This is a genomic window from Erythrobacter sp. JB3-1, assembly GCF_057364995.1.
Map to the genome: position 1 here is coordinate 1,837,278 of NZ_CP200289.1, position 13,862 is coordinate 1,851,139.

General features: G+C 59.4%; 13 protein-coding genes. 10 read left to right on the forward strand and 3 right to left on the reverse strand.

Features of this window, described 5'->3' with window-relative positions:
• Positions 1–81 precede the first annotated feature (81 nt).
• Genes AC0V6M_RS08755 through AC0V6M_RS08765 form a run of 3 tightly spaced genes read left to right on the forward strand, consistent with a single transcriptional unit; the run spans position 82 to position 3,597 of the window.
• Positions 82–1,386, forward strand: coding sequence for a FecR family protein (locus AC0V6M_RS08755; RefSeq protein WP_486138435.1), 1,305 nt, complete (start codon positions 82–84; stop codon positions 1,384–1,386).
• Between the two features lie 31 nt (positions 1,387–1,417).
• On the forward strand, positions 1,418–3,475 hold the full coding sequence (locus AC0V6M_RS08760; protein WP_486138436.1) for a CHASE2 domain-containing protein: 2,058 nt from the start codon (positions 1,418–1,420) through the stop codon (positions 3,473–3,475).
• Positions 3,476–3,486: 11 nt separating this feature from the next.
• The gene (locus AC0V6M_RS08765; protein WP_486138437.1) at positions 3,487–3,597 is read left to right on the forward strand and encodes a hypothetical protein; all 111 of its coding nucleotides are present in this window, start codon (positions 3,487–3,489) and stop codon (positions 3,595–3,597) included.
• Here the strand turns inward: AC0V6M_RS08765 and AC0V6M_RS08770 are convergent.
• Together AC0V6M_RS08770 and AC0V6M_RS08775 are read right to left on the reverse strand one after the other, a co-directional pair.
• A complete protein-coding gene (locus AC0V6M_RS08770; RefSeq protein WP_486138438.1) occupies positions 3,594–4,115 on the reverse strand; it encodes a hypothetical protein in 522 nt (173 codons plus the stop codon). The two genes, AC0V6M_RS08765 and AC0V6M_RS08770, sit on opposite strands and share 4 nt — an antisense overlap.
• Positions 4,116–4,118: 3 nt before the next feature.
• Complete coding sequence (locus tag AC0V6M_RS08775; RefSeq protein WP_486138439.1) at positions 4,119–4,823, reverse strand: response regulator transcription factor; 705 nt, start codon at positions 4,821–4,823, stop codon at positions 4,119–4,121.
• Between the two features lie 193 nt (positions 4,824–5,016).
• On the opposite strand from AC0V6M_RS08775, the gene phhA reads away from it, so the two are divergent.
• The 5 genes from phhA (at position 5,017) to yaaA (ending at position 9,638) form a co-directional block, all read left to right on the forward strand.
• The gene (phhA, locus tag AC0V6M_RS08780; protein WP_486138440.1) at positions 5,017–5,844 is read left to right on the forward strand and encodes a phenylalanine 4-monooxygenase; all 828 of its coding nucleotides are present in this window, start codon (positions 5,017–5,019) and stop codon (positions 5,842–5,844) included.
• A complete protein-coding gene (locus AC0V6M_RS08785) occupies positions 5,841–6,788 on the forward strand; it encodes a tryptophan 2,3-dioxygenase (RefSeq protein ID WP_486138441.1) in 948 nt (315 codons plus the stop codon). Before phhA ends, AC0V6M_RS08785 begins: the two co-directional genes overlap by 4 nt.
• Positions 6,785–7,423: an arylformamidase gene (gene kynB / locus AC0V6M_RS08790; RefSeq protein ID WP_486138442.1), complete on the forward strand. Its 639-nt coding sequence runs from the start codon at positions 6,785–6,787 to the stop codon at positions 7,421–7,423. The genes AC0V6M_RS08785 and kynB overlap by 4 nt, the downstream gene beginning before the upstream one ends.
• Positions 7,420–8,655, forward strand: coding sequence for a kynureninase (kynU, locus tag AC0V6M_RS08795; protein ID WP_486138443.1), 1,236 nt, complete (start codon positions 7,420–7,422; stop codon positions 8,653–8,655). Before kynB ends, kynU begins: the two co-directional genes overlap by 4 nt.
• 197 nt (positions 8,656–8,852) lie before the next feature.
• Positions 8,853–9,638: a peroxide stress protein YaaA gene (gene yaaA / locus AC0V6M_RS08800; protein ID WP_486138444.1), complete on the forward strand. Its 786-nt coding sequence runs from the start codon at positions 8,853–8,855 to the stop codon at positions 9,636–9,638.
• Between the two features lie 8 nt (positions 9,639–9,646).
• On the opposite strand, the gene AC0V6M_RS08805 is transcribed toward yaaA, so the two are convergent.
• Positions 9,647–11,308: an acyl-CoA dehydrogenase family protein gene (locus AC0V6M_RS08805; protein WP_486138445.1), complete on the reverse strand. Its 1,662-nt coding sequence runs from the start codon at positions 11,306–11,308 to the stop codon at positions 9,647–9,649.
• 185 nt (positions 11,309–11,493) lie between these two features.
• Here AC0V6M_RS08805 and AC0V6M_RS08810 point away from each other — a divergent pair, with 185 nt between their 5' ends.
• Complete coding sequence (locus tag AC0V6M_RS08810) at positions 11,494–11,991, forward strand: cupin domain-containing protein (RefSeq protein WP_486138446.1); 498 nt, start codon at positions 11,494–11,496, stop codon at positions 11,989–11,991.
• Between the two features lie 6 nt (positions 11,992–11,997).
• Entirely contained in the window at positions 11,998–13,839 is a 1,842-nt protein-coding gene (locus tag AC0V6M_RS08815) for a DUF5060 domain-containing protein (RefSeq protein WP_486138447.1), read from the forward strand.
• Positions 13,840–13,862: the final 23 nt, after the last annotated feature.

Genomic DNA, 13,862 nt, shown 5'->3' on the forward strand with positions numbered 1-13,862 from the left:
ATGTAAAATTTCATTGCGGCGAGCCAATACTGGTTTCGCGGCCCTCCAAGGTGTTATACCCAAAGCATCGGAGGATTTTGCATGAAGCAAGCTGCGCTGAAAATATTGATTGCGGGGGCGTTTTTCGCCTCAGCGACGACCCAAGCCATTGCCGCGCCCGAGGGCGAGATCCGCTATGTCGTGAAGCCGTCGGACACTTTGTACGAGCTGACCAAGCGTTATTTGGTGAACCCAGCCGCGCTGGAGCGCGTGCGCCTCGCCAATGGCGTGCGCAATCCGCGGCTGATGCAGGTTGGCACGACCTTAAAAATTCCGCGCAGCCTGCTGAAATATCGACCGGTGCCGCTGACCCTCCAGAGCTTTTCGGGTAGCGTCAGCCTAACCGCGCGCGGCCGCAATGTGACGCCTCGCGTTGGCTTGTCGGTGCGGGAAGGCGCAGAGATCACCACCCGCGCAAACAGCTTTGCGGCGTTTTCCGGTGACGGCAATTCGAGCCTTTCCATCCCCTCCAATTCGCGCGTGCGCATTGTCGATGCGCGCCGCTATCTTATCAATGGCCAGATCGATGTTCAGATCAGAGTTCTAAAGGGCCGCAGCGAAGTTGTCGCGCCCAAGGTGAACGGTCAGGGCCGCTATCGGATTGGTACGCCTCTATCCGTGACGGCAGTGCGCGGCACTGAATTTCGCGTCGGGTTTGAGCCTGATGGTCAGGTCAGCCTCACCGAAGTTATCGAAGGCGAGGTAGCGGTTAGCGCAGGTGATAGCGAGGCCGCGACTGCTGCCGGTTTCGGCGTCGCCTCGGCTAAGGATCAATTGGGCGCGCAGGAGCGTCTGTTAACTGCGCCAGAGCTGGTCGATCCGGGCCGGATCCAAACTGCCGAAATGGTTGAGTTCGCTATCAATGAGCTAAGCGGAGCGGCGGGCTATCGCACGCAAATTGCCAAGGATGCTGGTTTTGTCGAGACCGTGACTGAGCGGATCACAGATACGCCGCTTGCCAGTTTCGATGGCCTCGAAGACGGCCGCTATTTCGTGCGCTCCCGCGCGATCTCCGCCTCGGGTCTTGAGGGGCTGTCGCGGACATTCTCTTTCCGCCGCAAGCGCGCCGGTGTGGAGGGCGGGGTTGAGCCATCACCATTTGATGATGCGTTCAAATTCGCTTGGCGCACGCAAGGCAATGAAGACAGCCTAAGCGCCTTCCAGCTATGGAATGCGAAGACGCCGGGCCAGTTGCTGGTCGATGAAGTGGCGCTCGAAAATTCCGCCATTATTATCTCCAACCTAGAGAATGGAGATTATCGCTGGCGCGTTGCGACCTTCGAAATTGACGAAGGCGACGTCATCAAAGTGTGGAGCCCGACGCAAGAGCTGTCCGTAAGCGAGTGAGTCAGCCCTTGCCGCACAATCGAGCGTCCGCATGAAGAATTTCCGTCTGTTCGGCGAATGGCTGCTGCTGTTTGGCGCGACAATTGTGCTCGTCCTGACCGCTTGGCAGCAAGAATGGACGCACCGGATTGACTACAGTCTGCTCGATTTCGCCTCACAATATCGCCTGGCAGAGCCGTCGGACGAGATCGTCATTGTCGAAATAGATGATCGCGCTTTGTCAGAGATTGGCAATTGGCCGTGGGACCGGGCGCGCCATGCAGAGCTGATCGATCAATTATCGACCTTTGGCCCGAAGCTGACCGTGGTCGATATTCTGTTCGTTGACCCGACCCAGCCAGAGAGCGACGCGCAATTGAGCCGCTCTGTGGCGGAGGCCGGCAATGTGATCCTGGCCCATGCCTTTGCCCGGCCGATGGGCGCGTCCAATGATCCGGTTCCCGTTTTTCCCATACCTGAGCTCGCCAATGCGGCGCAGGATGTGGGCCATGTTTCCGTCGGCGCAGATAGCGACGGCGTTGTGCGCCGCTTTGCGCTCGAATTTGAAGCGGGCGGTCAGCAATATGACCACCTGACCAAGGTCGCCGCGCTGAGTGCAGATGCGGAGGCTGTGGAATTGCCGCAGGGCACCGCCGAGCCGATTGTACCGATGCACCCCTATGGCTCCTTCGTCAGCTATTCGGCGGGCGATGTGGTGTCGGGCCAGGCCTCCCGCGAGTTTTTGGCTGGCAAGATCGTGCTGATTGGCTCTACCGCGCAAGGCCTCGGAGACCGCTACACCGTTGCGGATCATGCAGGGCGGATCATGAGCGGGGTCGAAATGCAGGCCAACCTCTTGAGCTCAATTTTGCAAAACGAGCTGATCACCGACCTCAATGATTGGATCGTTGGCGCGGCTTTGATCGCGGCGATCGCGCTGCTGTTTCTCACCTTCTGGCAATTTCCGCCGGTTTGGGGATTGCGGTTGTCATTGGCGCTGATCGCGGCGCTTGTGGCGCTGTCCACCGCGCTGGTCGTGTCGGGCCATTGGATGCCAGTATTCCCTGCGATCCTCGGAGTGGTGGTTGCCTATCCGCTGTGGGGTTGGCGGCGCCTCAGCGCAGTAAGCCGGTTCTTGGAAGTTGAGGCGCAGGCGCTGATGCCGCGTGCGGGCAAAGAGGTCGCTGATGGCAGCTCCGGCTTTGATACGGTGGCCCGCCAAGTATCCTTGATGCGCAATTTGATCGGAGCCACGCGCGAGCGGCTGGCGTTTCTGCGCAAGACGCTGTCCGCATCACCCGACCCGATGATGGTGTTTGATGAAGAAGACCGCGCGGTCCTGATGAACGAGCAGGCGATGGTCATTTTTGGCGAGGAAAGCGATTGGTCTGGTCTGACCTTGCTCCAATTGCTCGCTGAAAACCGGGCGCAGTTCGACACCAAGATGGAAGAGATAACGTCCGCAGACGGGCGCGAGTTTCTGGTCGCATCCTCCGAGGTGGAGATCGACGAGCAGATCAAGATCATCACCATGCGCGACATCACCAAGATCCGCGAGAGCGAGCAGCAGCGCCGTGAAATGCTGGAATTTCTCTCGCACGATATGCGCTCCCCGCAGGCCGCGATTGTTGGCCTGGTGGGTGCGGCGGGCAAGAACCTGCCTGAACAAGAGCGCATGGAGCGGATTGAGAGCCAAGCGCGCCGAACGCTTAAGCTGACAGATGATTTCGTGCAGATCGCCCGGCTAGAATATGAAGGCATTGAGCCGATTGAGACCGATATTGGCGCTTTGCTGCACGAGGCCACTGACCGGGCCTATCCGCTCGCAAAACGCAAGCATATCAAGCTGGAGACCAGCCTGCCGATGGATCCGGTGTTCTGTATGGTGGAAGCCTATTCACTCTCGCGCGCAATCGACAACCTAATCGGTAATGCGCTCAAGTTTTCTTCCGAAGGTGAAACGGTCAAAGTCGCCTTGAAGAGCGGCGAAAACGGCGCTCCGGTGATTGAGGTTGTCGACGAAGGCCCCGGCCTGCCGCCTGAACGTGTAAGCAATCCATTCGCCCGGTTTGGTGCGCGCACCAAGGGGCTGGGCCCAGTGCCGGGCTAGGTCTGGCATATGTGAAAAAGGTTGTCGACGAGCACGAGGCAGAGATCAGAGTGCGCACCAAATCGGATGGTGGAACCTCGTTTGAGATTATTCTGAATTGCGAACAGATGATCAGCTACTAATTGCTGGCGAGCTCGCCCACAAGAATTTCCGCGAACTCATCCATCGGCGGCTCTTTGCCTTCGCAAACGGTGCCTTGCGCTTTGCTCTGCTGGACCGGCTTGCCGCTTGCGCGGTCAAACAAGGCGAGGCTTGCTTCTACCGTCACCGCCTCGCAAAGGTCGAGCAACCTTGCTTTGCGCGGCTCGGCAACAGGGCGGGGCGGCTCTGTGTTCTCTCCAGCCTCACTGGCGAATACGCCCAGGCTTGCTGCGCGCTGAGACAGGGCCAATTCGGCCACGACATCGGCGTCCTCGGCCACAGTGATGCCCTTAGCGGCCAAACTTTGTTTGAGAGCGGAATGCAGCGCCAAAAGCTGTGCCTGTTCCTTGTCCGGTTCAAGCAGATGGATTGATTGCGCGCTCGGAGCAGCGCCCGTGCTGGCGCTGATCTGCGGCGGCATGGTCACCGCGCAAGCGGCCGCAAGGCTGCAAGAAGCGGCCAGGATTGCGCTGCTGAGGAACCGGTGTTTGCGGATCATATCTCACTCTTCATCGGATGGCTCATCATTATACGCATCCATCCGATATCCAAATCCAAAAACGGTGCTGATCACAAAGCCATTGGCCGGTTCCAGCTTTAACTTGGCGCGAAGCCGTGAGATATGGACATCGACCGTGCGCGTTTCGAGGTCGGCATTGCCGCCCCAGACCTTAGACAACAGATAGCCGCGAGAAAGTGGCCGGTCAAAGTTCTGGAAGAACAGGTCAATCAAATCAAACTCACGCGAGGTCACCGGCACATCCTCACCATCAACGGTGATCGACTTCGCCTTGCGATCGAGCGAATATTTGCCGTAGCTGGCTTGGGTGTCTGGTTTTGAAGTCTCATTACGGCGTGCGGCGGCTTCCATCCGCGCTTTGATCACCTCGTCGGATTCCGGCTTGATGATGTAATCGACTGCGCCCGCTTCGAGGCCATGAACGACATCTTCCTTCGCCGCGCGGCTGGTCATCACGATGAAGGGCGGCGGTGTGTCCATGTTCTCAGATGCCCAGCTGACGACCTCTGGCCCGGTCATGCCCGGCATGTTCCAATCGAGCAGCACAATGTCATAGGTTTCGCGTTGCAACGCCCGTTGCAGAGCGGAACCATCTAGAAATGTTTCAACCTCGTGCCCGGCACCCACTACGATGGCAGACACCTGTTCGAGCAGTTCCTTTTCGTCATCTGCTAGAGCAACGCGCATTTACTAGATCCCCTATACAATTATTTGCGTCAATGACTTGTTATCACACGATTTGGGTAATCCATAGGACTTCTGATGATTGAGCGCCGAGCGGGGCTTGCACGAATTCCTGTTCTACTGATTTAAGGGTAAACCCGCTGAGATTGGTTTCTTGGCAGGATCGGCTTATTGAGTGCCGATGGAGCAACTTCGCATGACTGAAAAACCGCCAGAGGGCGCGGCGGATGATTGGACCATTCCGCAGGACTGGGCGCAGTTTTCTGATGAGGATCACGCGCGCTGGCGCGATCTCGTCACTCGGCAATCAGCAGGATTGCAGGGGCTTGCGTCTGTTGCTTTCCTAGATGGGCTTGCAACTTTGCAGCTCGCGGCAAATGGCATTCCGGATTACTCCGAGTTTAATCCGCGTTTTCTCGCGGCGACTGGCTGGCAGGCGATTGCTGTCCCCGGCGTGATCCCCACGGATGTGTTCTTCAAGCATTTGTCGCAGCGCCGTTTCCCCGTTTCAAACTTCCTGCGTCAGCACTCCTCGCTCGATTACAATGACGAGCCGGACATGTTTCACGATGTCTTTGGCCATCTGCCAATGTTCGTCGACCGGACCTTTGGCGATTTCATGGCCGCTTATGGCCGCGCGGGATTGCGCGCGAAAAACAAGGGCGTGTCTGATCTGCTTGGCCGACTCTACCTGCACACGGTCGAATTTGGCCTGATCCATGAGGGCGCCGGAGTGAAGGCTTACGGTGCGGGATTGCTTTCCAGCTATGCTGAGACGGTGCATGCGGTTAGCGGCGATAGCGCCCGCAGGCTGCGGTTCAATCTGCCGCGCATGATGCGCACGGATTATCCCTTTGACACGTTTCAGCCGACCTATTTTGTGATTGAGAGCTTTGCAGCGCTGCTCGAAGAAATGGAGACGACCAGCCTTAGCGCCGTCTACGACGAGTTGAAGGATTTGGAAATCCTCGCGCCGGGCCAGAGTGATCCGAGCGATGTTGAGTTTAAGGTGTGCGGGGCATGAGCGACAAGAAACCAAACGGGGAGCTGCCTGAAGGCTCGCCGATCACGCGCCGGATTGAAGACGGCGTGGAGACCTTTGAAGCGGTGATCCAAGGCGAAACGATCCAGTGGGACAAGGGCCTCACTTACGGCCGTCATTTGCAGACCGATCAATTGCTTAGCAGCCAGATCCCTGTCTCGGATAAGCCGGATGAGATGCTTTTTATCATCATGCATCAGACCATGGAGCTGTGGATCAAGCTTATGCTGCATGAGGTGCGCGAGGCAATCGCTGCCTTGCGCGCAGACGAGCTGGGCAGGGCAGGCAAGACGCTTGACCGGACGGCGACCATCATGCGCCATATGATCCACAGTTGGGAGGTGCTGGCGACGCTCAGCCCGCACGACTTCCTGACCTTTCGCGGGTTCCTGCGCAAGGCATCGGGTTTCCAATCGCACCAATATCGCGAGCTGGAATTCCTGCTGGGCCTGAAACGCCCGGACCTTATTTTGGTCCACCATGACAATGGTGAGGCGACCGAGCAGCCGACGCAGGTTCTGAAAGAACCCTCGCTCTATGACGAAGTGCTGGCGGCGCTGGCGCGTGGCGGGCCAGATATCCCTGAGTGCAAGCTAGAGCGTGACTGGAGCGAGCCCTATGAGCCGAGCGATGCGGTCGAAGACGCGTGGCTCGCGATCTACACCAATCCTGATCAGCATTGGGAGCTCTACACGTTCGGTGAGAAGGTCACCGCGCTCGAATATTATTTCCAGGAATGGCGTTTCAAGCACATGAAAACCGTCTCGCGCGTGATCGGGCATAAGCATGGGACCGGCGGTTCGTCCGGCGTCAACTACCTCGTCAAAGCGCTGGATCTCAATTTCTTCCCAGAGCTGTGGTCGATGCGCACCCGCATGAACGCGCCCCAAGAGGGCGGCGATTATTCGCAGTGTCCCGTTTTATGAGCGCGCCCCGGATCTGGGACATTTCCCAGCGTATTCATGCAGGTATTCCCCTGTGGCCAGGCGAGCCGCCGGTGGTGATCAAGCGCAATGTCGAAATCGGGCCGGACTGCCCGGTGAACATCGGCGAACTCTCGCTTCCGCTGCACACTGGCACACATGGCGATGCGCCGCTGCATTACGACCCAGCTGGCATTGCGAGCGATGAGTGCGATCTTGAACCCTATCTTGGCCCCTGCCTGGTGATCGACGCGCGCCATGCCGTTGGCAGCGTGCAGGAGGGCGATCTCGACTGGCAGGCAATTGATGGCGAAAGCCGGGTGATCCTACGCACTTATGAGCGCTTTCCGCATGGGGCCTGGGATTCCAACTTTACGGCGATTGATGCGCGCGTGATTGCGCGGCTACGCGAGGGCGGCGCGCGTCTGATCGGCACTGATGCGCCGTCGCTTGACCCTGAGGCATCCAAGACAATGGACGCTCATCATGAGGTGCGCGCGGGCGATATGCGGATTTTGGAAGGGTTGGTGCTCGACGATGTGCCGCCCGGCCAATATGAGCTGATCGCATTGCCGCTGGCGATTGCCGGGGCCGATGCAAGCCCGGTGCGCGCGATTTTAAGGGAGCTGGCGGCATGACATCATTGGTAGATCAATTGGCGGCGCTCGATGCGAATGATCCTTTGCGCGAGTTTCGCGATCAATTCCAGCTGCGCGATGGGCTGATTTACCTCGATGGCAATTCCCTTGGCGCTCTGCCCAAGGCGACGATTGCGGCCATGCAAGATGCAGTTGGCGAGCAATGGGGCGAGGGCCTTATCACCTCATGGCTGGGTGCGGATTGGGTGAATTCGCCGCGCCGGATCGGCGACAAGATTGCCGCCTTGATCGGCGCAAATCCGGGCGAAGTGATCGCTGCGGACAGCACATCGGTGAATATCTTCAAGGCGCTAGGCGCGGCATTGTCCTTGCAATCGGGGCGCTCGGTGATCCTAACCGAGGAAGGCAATTTCCCGACCGATCATTACATGATGCAGGGGCTGGAGCGCCTCAGCGGGGGTAAAGTGCGTTCGCTCGCAGTGCCTGCGGGCGACGTGCTTGGCCGCTTGGATGACGGCGTTGCCGTCCTGCTGCTGACGCAGGTGCATTATAAGACTGGTGCAATGCGAGACATGGCGGCGGTCAACGTGGCTGCGCATAAACACGGCGTTCTGGTGATCTGGGATCTCAGTCATTCGACCGGCGCGATTGAGGTTGATCTAAACGGCGCGGGCGCGGATTTCGCGATCGGTTGCGGCTACAAATTCCTCAACGGCGGGCCGGGCGCGCCCGCTTACATGTATGTTGCGCAGCGTCACCAGCACGCCGATGCAGTGCTCGCCGGATGGTTTGGCCATGCGCGCCCCTTCGCTTTCGAAGAGCATTATGATGCGGCGTGCGGGATCGAGCGCTTTCTGTGCGGCACCCCGTCAGTGCTAGGGATGGTCGCATTAGAGGCAGGCGTTGACCTGATCGCAAAGGCAGACATGCGCGATGTCCGGGCGAAATCGGTGCGGCTGGCAGAGCTTTTGATCGAGCAGATGCGGCCGCTGTGCGCGCAATATGGCTTTGAGTTGGTCAGTCCGCAAAACCGAACGGAAAGCGGCAGCCACGTCTCCTTCGCACACCCCAACGCCTATGCGATTGCGCAGGCTCTAAAGACCCGCGATGTGATTGGCGATTTCCGCGCGCCAGATGTGCTGCGCTTAGGTCTGACCCCGCTGTATTTGCGCTATGCAGACATTGTCGAGGCGGTCCAGCGCCTTAGCGAGATTTGCGAGACGCGCAGCCGGGACAGGCCAGAGTTCCACGCCATGTCGGCGGTGACGTAAATCGCGCATCGGTCAGGGCGCGCATCCAATTAAGCGAAGCAATCGATCTGTGTGGCCGCAATTTTGCCGATGATTGCCGCGCATCTCCGCTTGCCATCAGCCGTTTAAAGCTGTCTCATCCTCGCCGTATTCCACACTTATTCCAGCCCTTGTTCGCGCGTATCACCGCCGCCAATGCTGATAGGACATGACGACCGATGATCACTTTGCTTTCGCCTGCCAAGAAGCTGAACTTTGATCCGCTTGAGACCAGCCTAGAGATTACGCAGCCGCGCCTGGCCAAGGACACGCGCGAGATTGCTGGCGTTGCAAAGCAGCAATCTGCCGCCGATCTCAAACGCTTGATGCATATTTCGGACAAGCTGGCTGAGCTTAATGAAGAACGCTTTCGCGTGTTCGATCTGGAGGGGCGCAGCAATTCCGCCAAGCCAGCGGGCCTCACCTTCGACGGTGATGTCTATTGGGGGCTGGAGGCGAGCAGCATGGATGAGGCCTCGCTCAGCTATGCTCAGGAGCATTTGCGCATTCTTTCCGGCCTTTACGGTCTGCTCCGCCCTATGGATGCGATCCAGCCATACCGCCTCGAAATGGGCACGAAGATGGCCAATGATCGCGGCAAGTCGCTGTATGACTTCTGGGGCAGCCGGATTGCTGAAACGCTCAAAAGTGATCTGTCGGATCATGGCGATCATACGGTCGTCAATCTGGCGTCGAACGAGTATTTCAAAGCGGTCGATCAAAGTGCGCTGGATGCGCCGGTGCTCACCGCGAGCTTCCTCAATGTGAAGGATGGCGAGGCGCGGCGGCTGATGTATCACGTCAAATTCGCGCGCGGGCTGATGGCGCGCTGGATCATGGACAATCGGATCGACCGGGCAGAGGGCCTTAAGGACTTCAATGCGGAAGGGTATGCCTATGATGCGGCGGCCTCCAGCGAGAGCGAACTGGTGTTCACACGCAAGCAGCCGCCGGTGAAGAAATAGCGCTTAGCCTAGATTGATACGTCCTTGAGCCTGCCAGCTACAAGGCCGCGCCCTATGACATGCGCCTGGATCTCGCCAGCGCCTTCGAAAATGTTGAGGATGCGCGCGTCGCACAGCACTCGGCTGATCGGATATTCCAGCGCATAGCCATTGCCGCCATGCACTTGCAGCGCATTGTCCGCATTGGCCCAGGCGACGCGGGCGGCGAGCAGTTTCGCCATGCCGGCCTCAATATCGCAGCGCTCGCCCCGGTCCTTGTGGCGGGCGGCGCGGTAGGTGAGTTCGCGCGCCATCACGGTCTCGGCTGCCATCATTGCCAGCTTGTCTGAAACGCGCGGAAAGGCGGTCAGGTTTTTGCCAAATTGCTTGCGCTCCAGCGCATAGTCCAAAGCGAGATCAAAGGCGTTCCAAGCAACGCCAATCGCGCGGGCGGCAGTTTGAATGCGCGCGCCTTCGAATGTGCGCATTAATTGCTTGAAGCCTTGGCCCTCTGCCCCGCCGAGCAGGCCAGTTTCAGCGACGGCAAAATCGTCAAAGCCGAGCGCATATTCCTTCATCCCGCGATAGCCGAGCACTTCTATCTCGCTGCCGTCGAGGCCTGCGTCCGGAAAGGGTTCCGCGTCTGTGCCCCGCGTCTTATGCGCGAGCAGCATGGAGAGCCCGCCATAGCCGGGTTCGTCGGGATTGGTGCGGCACAAGACCGTCATCAGATCCGCGCGCGCGGCATGGGTGATCCAGGTTTTCGCCCCGTGAATGCGCCGGCTGCCATCCGACTGCCGGGCCGCACAGGTGCGCACCGATGCGAGGTCTGATCCAGTGTCCGGCTCTGTGAAAACGGCGGTTGGCAGGATCCGGCCATCGGCGATTTGCGGCAGCAGCTCTGCCTTCTGCGCGTCCGTACCGTTCTCCCCGATCAGCTCGCCAGCAATTTCGGACCTTGTGCCAAGTGATCCCGCGCAAATCCAGCCGCGCGATAGCTCTTCGGAGACAAGCGACATCGCCAGCTTGCCCAGGCCTAGCCCGCCAAATTCCTCGGCGATACAGACGCCGAAGACGCCCAGTTCCGCCATTTCATCCACGAACTCCAGCGGGATCAGATCGTCAGCCAAATGCCAGGCGTGGGCATGCGGGGTGATCCGATCGGCAGTGAAGGCGCGAAACTGTGTGCGGATCATGTCGAGCGTTTCATCGCCGAGCCCCTCATAGGGACTCTCGCCTTGGCTCAATCGCCCGGTCAGCTCGGCGCGGGTCTCCGCCGTGTTGCCTTGTGCAATCAATTGAGCGACGGCGGGATTGGCGGAAAAGGCCCGTGCCGCATCCTCCAGACCAAATTCACCCGGACGGATCACTTCGTTGGCGCTCATCACGATGCCGCTGGCCAATTGCGCGCAATATTCGCCGAAGCCTATCCGGAGGACTAGCTCATTGACGGCTTGGAACGCGCCCACACTTTGCGCAGATTTCGCCCACTCAGCGGTTGCCTCAAGTGCTTCAACCGTGGTCGCTATCCAGGCAAATCCGTGGGTCAGGCGCTGCTCGCGCTCGGCCAATGCGGCTTCGACTCGGCCGCCCGGCGCAATCACGCTGGCTGTCTTGTCTGCGACCGCCTCGCTATAGGCGCGCGCTGCCTGCGCTGTTTCTTCAGCCAAGGAAACCCAGTCTATCGTCATTCGGCCAATCCCATTTGCCCTGTCGCTGTTTCTTTTGTGCGCAAGCCACCGTGCTAGTCGAAGCAGATCGGTAAGTCAGCCAGTGAATTGTGGGCGCGCACCAGATGTTTGGTAGCGCGCAGTAGGTGATCTTGCGTGTACCGATTGACAACGTTATCAGAATTCCCAAAGGGATGGAGGGATTGATGAAGTTTCATGCAGCAATGCTCGGCTTGGCGGCTTGTGCTCTAACCGCTTGCGGTGCGCCGCAGGCCAGCGAGCCGCACGCAGAGGCCTCGGCAGCGGCGGATAGAGCCGCATTGGCGACCGCTGTGCTGACGAGCGAAACCGCAAAATCCACCGAAGAGGAATGGGGCACCTTTGCCGAGTTCTTTGCTGGGACAACGGCGGGCACGCGCGATCTCCTGTCCGGGACTGCGACGATCAAGCCGGGCCTCGAAATTCACCCGCCGCATCGCCACGCTGAGGAGGAATTCCTGATGGTGCTGGAGGGGCAGGGCGAATGGACCGTGGGTGAGGAGGTCTTCACCGCGAACAAGGGTGATATGCTCTACGCCGCACCGTGGGATCTGCACGGGGTGAAAAACACCGGGGACACGCCGCTGACCTTCGTGTTCTGGAAATGGAATTCAAAGGGATTACCAACGCCGCCTGATCCGTTGGAGGCGGCGGGCGAAGAGTAGGTAACAATGCTCAGCCCTTGGGCCGCCCGCGCTGTCGATTTGGCAGCATGTGTGCTTGCGCTGGCTGGTTGCGCAGTGTCGCCGCCGCCCCAGAACGTGGCTGCTGTCTCTACTAAGCCGGAAGCGCTCGATGTGTATCGGCAATGGCAACCAGTGACGCTAGATTTTACCGGGCCTCAGCTGAGCGAGACCGGCGAGCTTAACCCGTTCACCGACGTTCGCCTGCTGGTCACCTATAACAAAGGCACACGCGCAGTTTCGACGCGCGGGTTCTTCGCCGCCGATGGCAATGCGGGCGAGACGGGCGCGGAGAGCGGCAATGTCTGGCGCGCGCGGTTTATGCCGGATGAGCCGGGCGAATGGCAATATTACGCTCGATTGGAACAGGGGCCGGATATTGCATTGAAGTCTGCTTCGCAGGCTAAGCCCAAAAACCTTGGCGAATGGCAGGGAAAGTTTGCCGTTGCGCCGCCAGAGCGGGATGCAATGGGATTCTATGCCGCCGGGAAACTCACCGAAGACGGCCAGTTTTTCCGCACCGCGCAAACCGGGAAGGCTTGGCTAAAGGGCGGGGCGAACAGCCCGGAAAACTTGCTCGCTTTCGCGGATTTCGATGGCACCTACCGCATCTCTGACAATGCCAGAGACGGCGAATCTGATGCAGGCGGCGACATTCACACCTTTGCCCCGCACGTGCGCGATTGGCGCGAGGGCGATCCGACTTGGCAGGGCGGCAAAGGCAAAGGTCTGATCGGAGCGGTGAACTACCTCGCCGATCAGGGCATGAACGCGGTCTATTTCCTGACCTACAATGCCGAGGGCGACGGCAAGGACGTGTGGCCCTGGGTATCTCCCGATGATCCCACTCGGTTCGATGTCAGCAAGCTGGCGCAATGGGAAACGGTGTTCGCGCATATGCAGGCGCGGGGCGTTGCGCTGCATATTGTGCTGCAGGAAACCGAGAACGAATTGCTGCTGGATGGCGGGGACACGGGGCCAATGCGACAGCTCTATTTCAACGAGCTGATCGCGCGATTTGCGCATCACCCGGCGCTGTTCTGGAACTTGGGCGAGGAAAATGGCCCGGTGCATTGGCGGCCAGACGGCCAGACCGACGCGCAGCGCAAGGCGATGGCGCAGCGTTTTGCGGCGAACGATCCTTATGAACATCCCGTCTTGCCTCACACCCATGCGGAGGCCGCAGATAAGGACGCTATCCTGATGCCGCTCCTTGGTGAAAGATCACTAGGCGGACTCTCGTTTCAAGTCAGCGAGCGCGAGACGGTGAACGCAGAGGTGCGTAAATGGATCGCGGCCGCACGCGAGGCGGGCCGTCCGTGGGCGATCACCATGGACGAGATCGGCAAATGGCAGGTCGGGGCGCGGGCGGACAAAGACGATCCCACGCATGACAGCTTGCGGCAGCATGCACTGTGGGGCACATTGCTGGGCGGCGGTGCGGGCGTTGAGTGGTACTTCGGCGCGCATCAGGACGGCAATGATCTGACCACAGAGGATTGGCGCAGCCGCGCTGAGCTGTGGCGGCAAACGCGAGTGGCGCTCGAATTCTTTGAAGACAACCTTGAGTATTGGGCGATGCAGCCGTGCGTGGGGGCGGCCTATTGCCTGACTGACGCAGAGGGCAGCTATGCGATCTATTGGAGCGATGCGACGCCGAAACCGGATGCGGACACGATGGAGCCGGGCGCTTATCTGGTGCGATTGTTTGATCCGGTTGCTGGTCAGTTTTTGGGGGCAGCGAAGAGGGTGGAGCTGGCGAGCTCAGATGAGCTTGCAGCTCTTGCCGAGGTATCTGGCACTGGGGACCGAGTGTTCTTGCTGGACTGAGCTAAGCCATGATGCGCGGGAAG

Bases quoted from the DNA above. Each gene is read 5' to 3' on its own strand.
- AC0V6M_RS08755 (WP_486138435.1), top strand. From the start codon at position 82: ATGAAGCAAGCTGCGCTGAAAATATTGATTGCGGGGGCGTTTTTCGCC.
- AC0V6M_RS08760 (WP_486138436.1), top strand. From the start codon at position 1,418: ATGAAGAATTTCCGTCTGTTCGGCGAATGGCTGCTGCTGTTTGGCGCG.
- AC0V6M_RS08770 (WP_486138438.1), bottom strand. From the start codon at position 4,115: ATGATCCGCAAACACCGGTTCCTCAGCAGCGCAATCCTGGCCGCTTCT.
- AC0V6M_RS08775 (WP_486138439.1), bottom strand. From the start codon at position 4,823: ATGCGCGTTGCTCTAGCAGATGACGAAAAGGAACTGCTCGAACAGGTG.
- phhA (WP_486138440.1), top strand. From the start codon at position 5,017: ATGACTGAAAAACCGCCAGAGGGCGCGGCGGATGATTGGACCATTCCG.
- AC0V6M_RS08785 (WP_486138441.1), top strand. From the start codon at position 5,841: ATGAGCGACAAGAAACCAAACGGGGAGCTGCCTGAAGGCTCGCCGATC.
- kynB (WP_486138442.1), top strand. From the start codon at position 6,785: ATGAGCGCGCCCCGGATCTGGGACATTTCCCAGCGTATTCATGCAGGT.
- kynU (WP_486138443.1), top strand. From the start codon at position 7,420: ATGACATCATTGGTAGATCAATTGGCGGCGCTCGATGCGAATGATCCT.
- yaaA (WP_486138444.1), top strand. From the start codon at position 8,853: ATGATCACTTTGCTTTCGCCTGCCAAGAAGCTGAACTTTGATCCGCTT.
- AC0V6M_RS08805 (WP_486138445.1), bottom strand. From the start codon at position 11,308: ATGACGATAGACTGGGTTTCCTTGGCTGAAGAAACAGCGCAGGCAGCG.
- AC0V6M_RS08810 (WP_486138446.1), top strand. From the start codon at position 11,494: ATGAAGTTTCATGCAGCAATGCTCGGCTTGGCGGCTTGTGCTCTAACC.
- AC0V6M_RS08815 (WP_486138447.1), top strand. From the start codon at position 11,998: ATGCTCAGCCCTTGGGCCGCCCGCGCTGTCGATTTGGCAGCATGTGTG.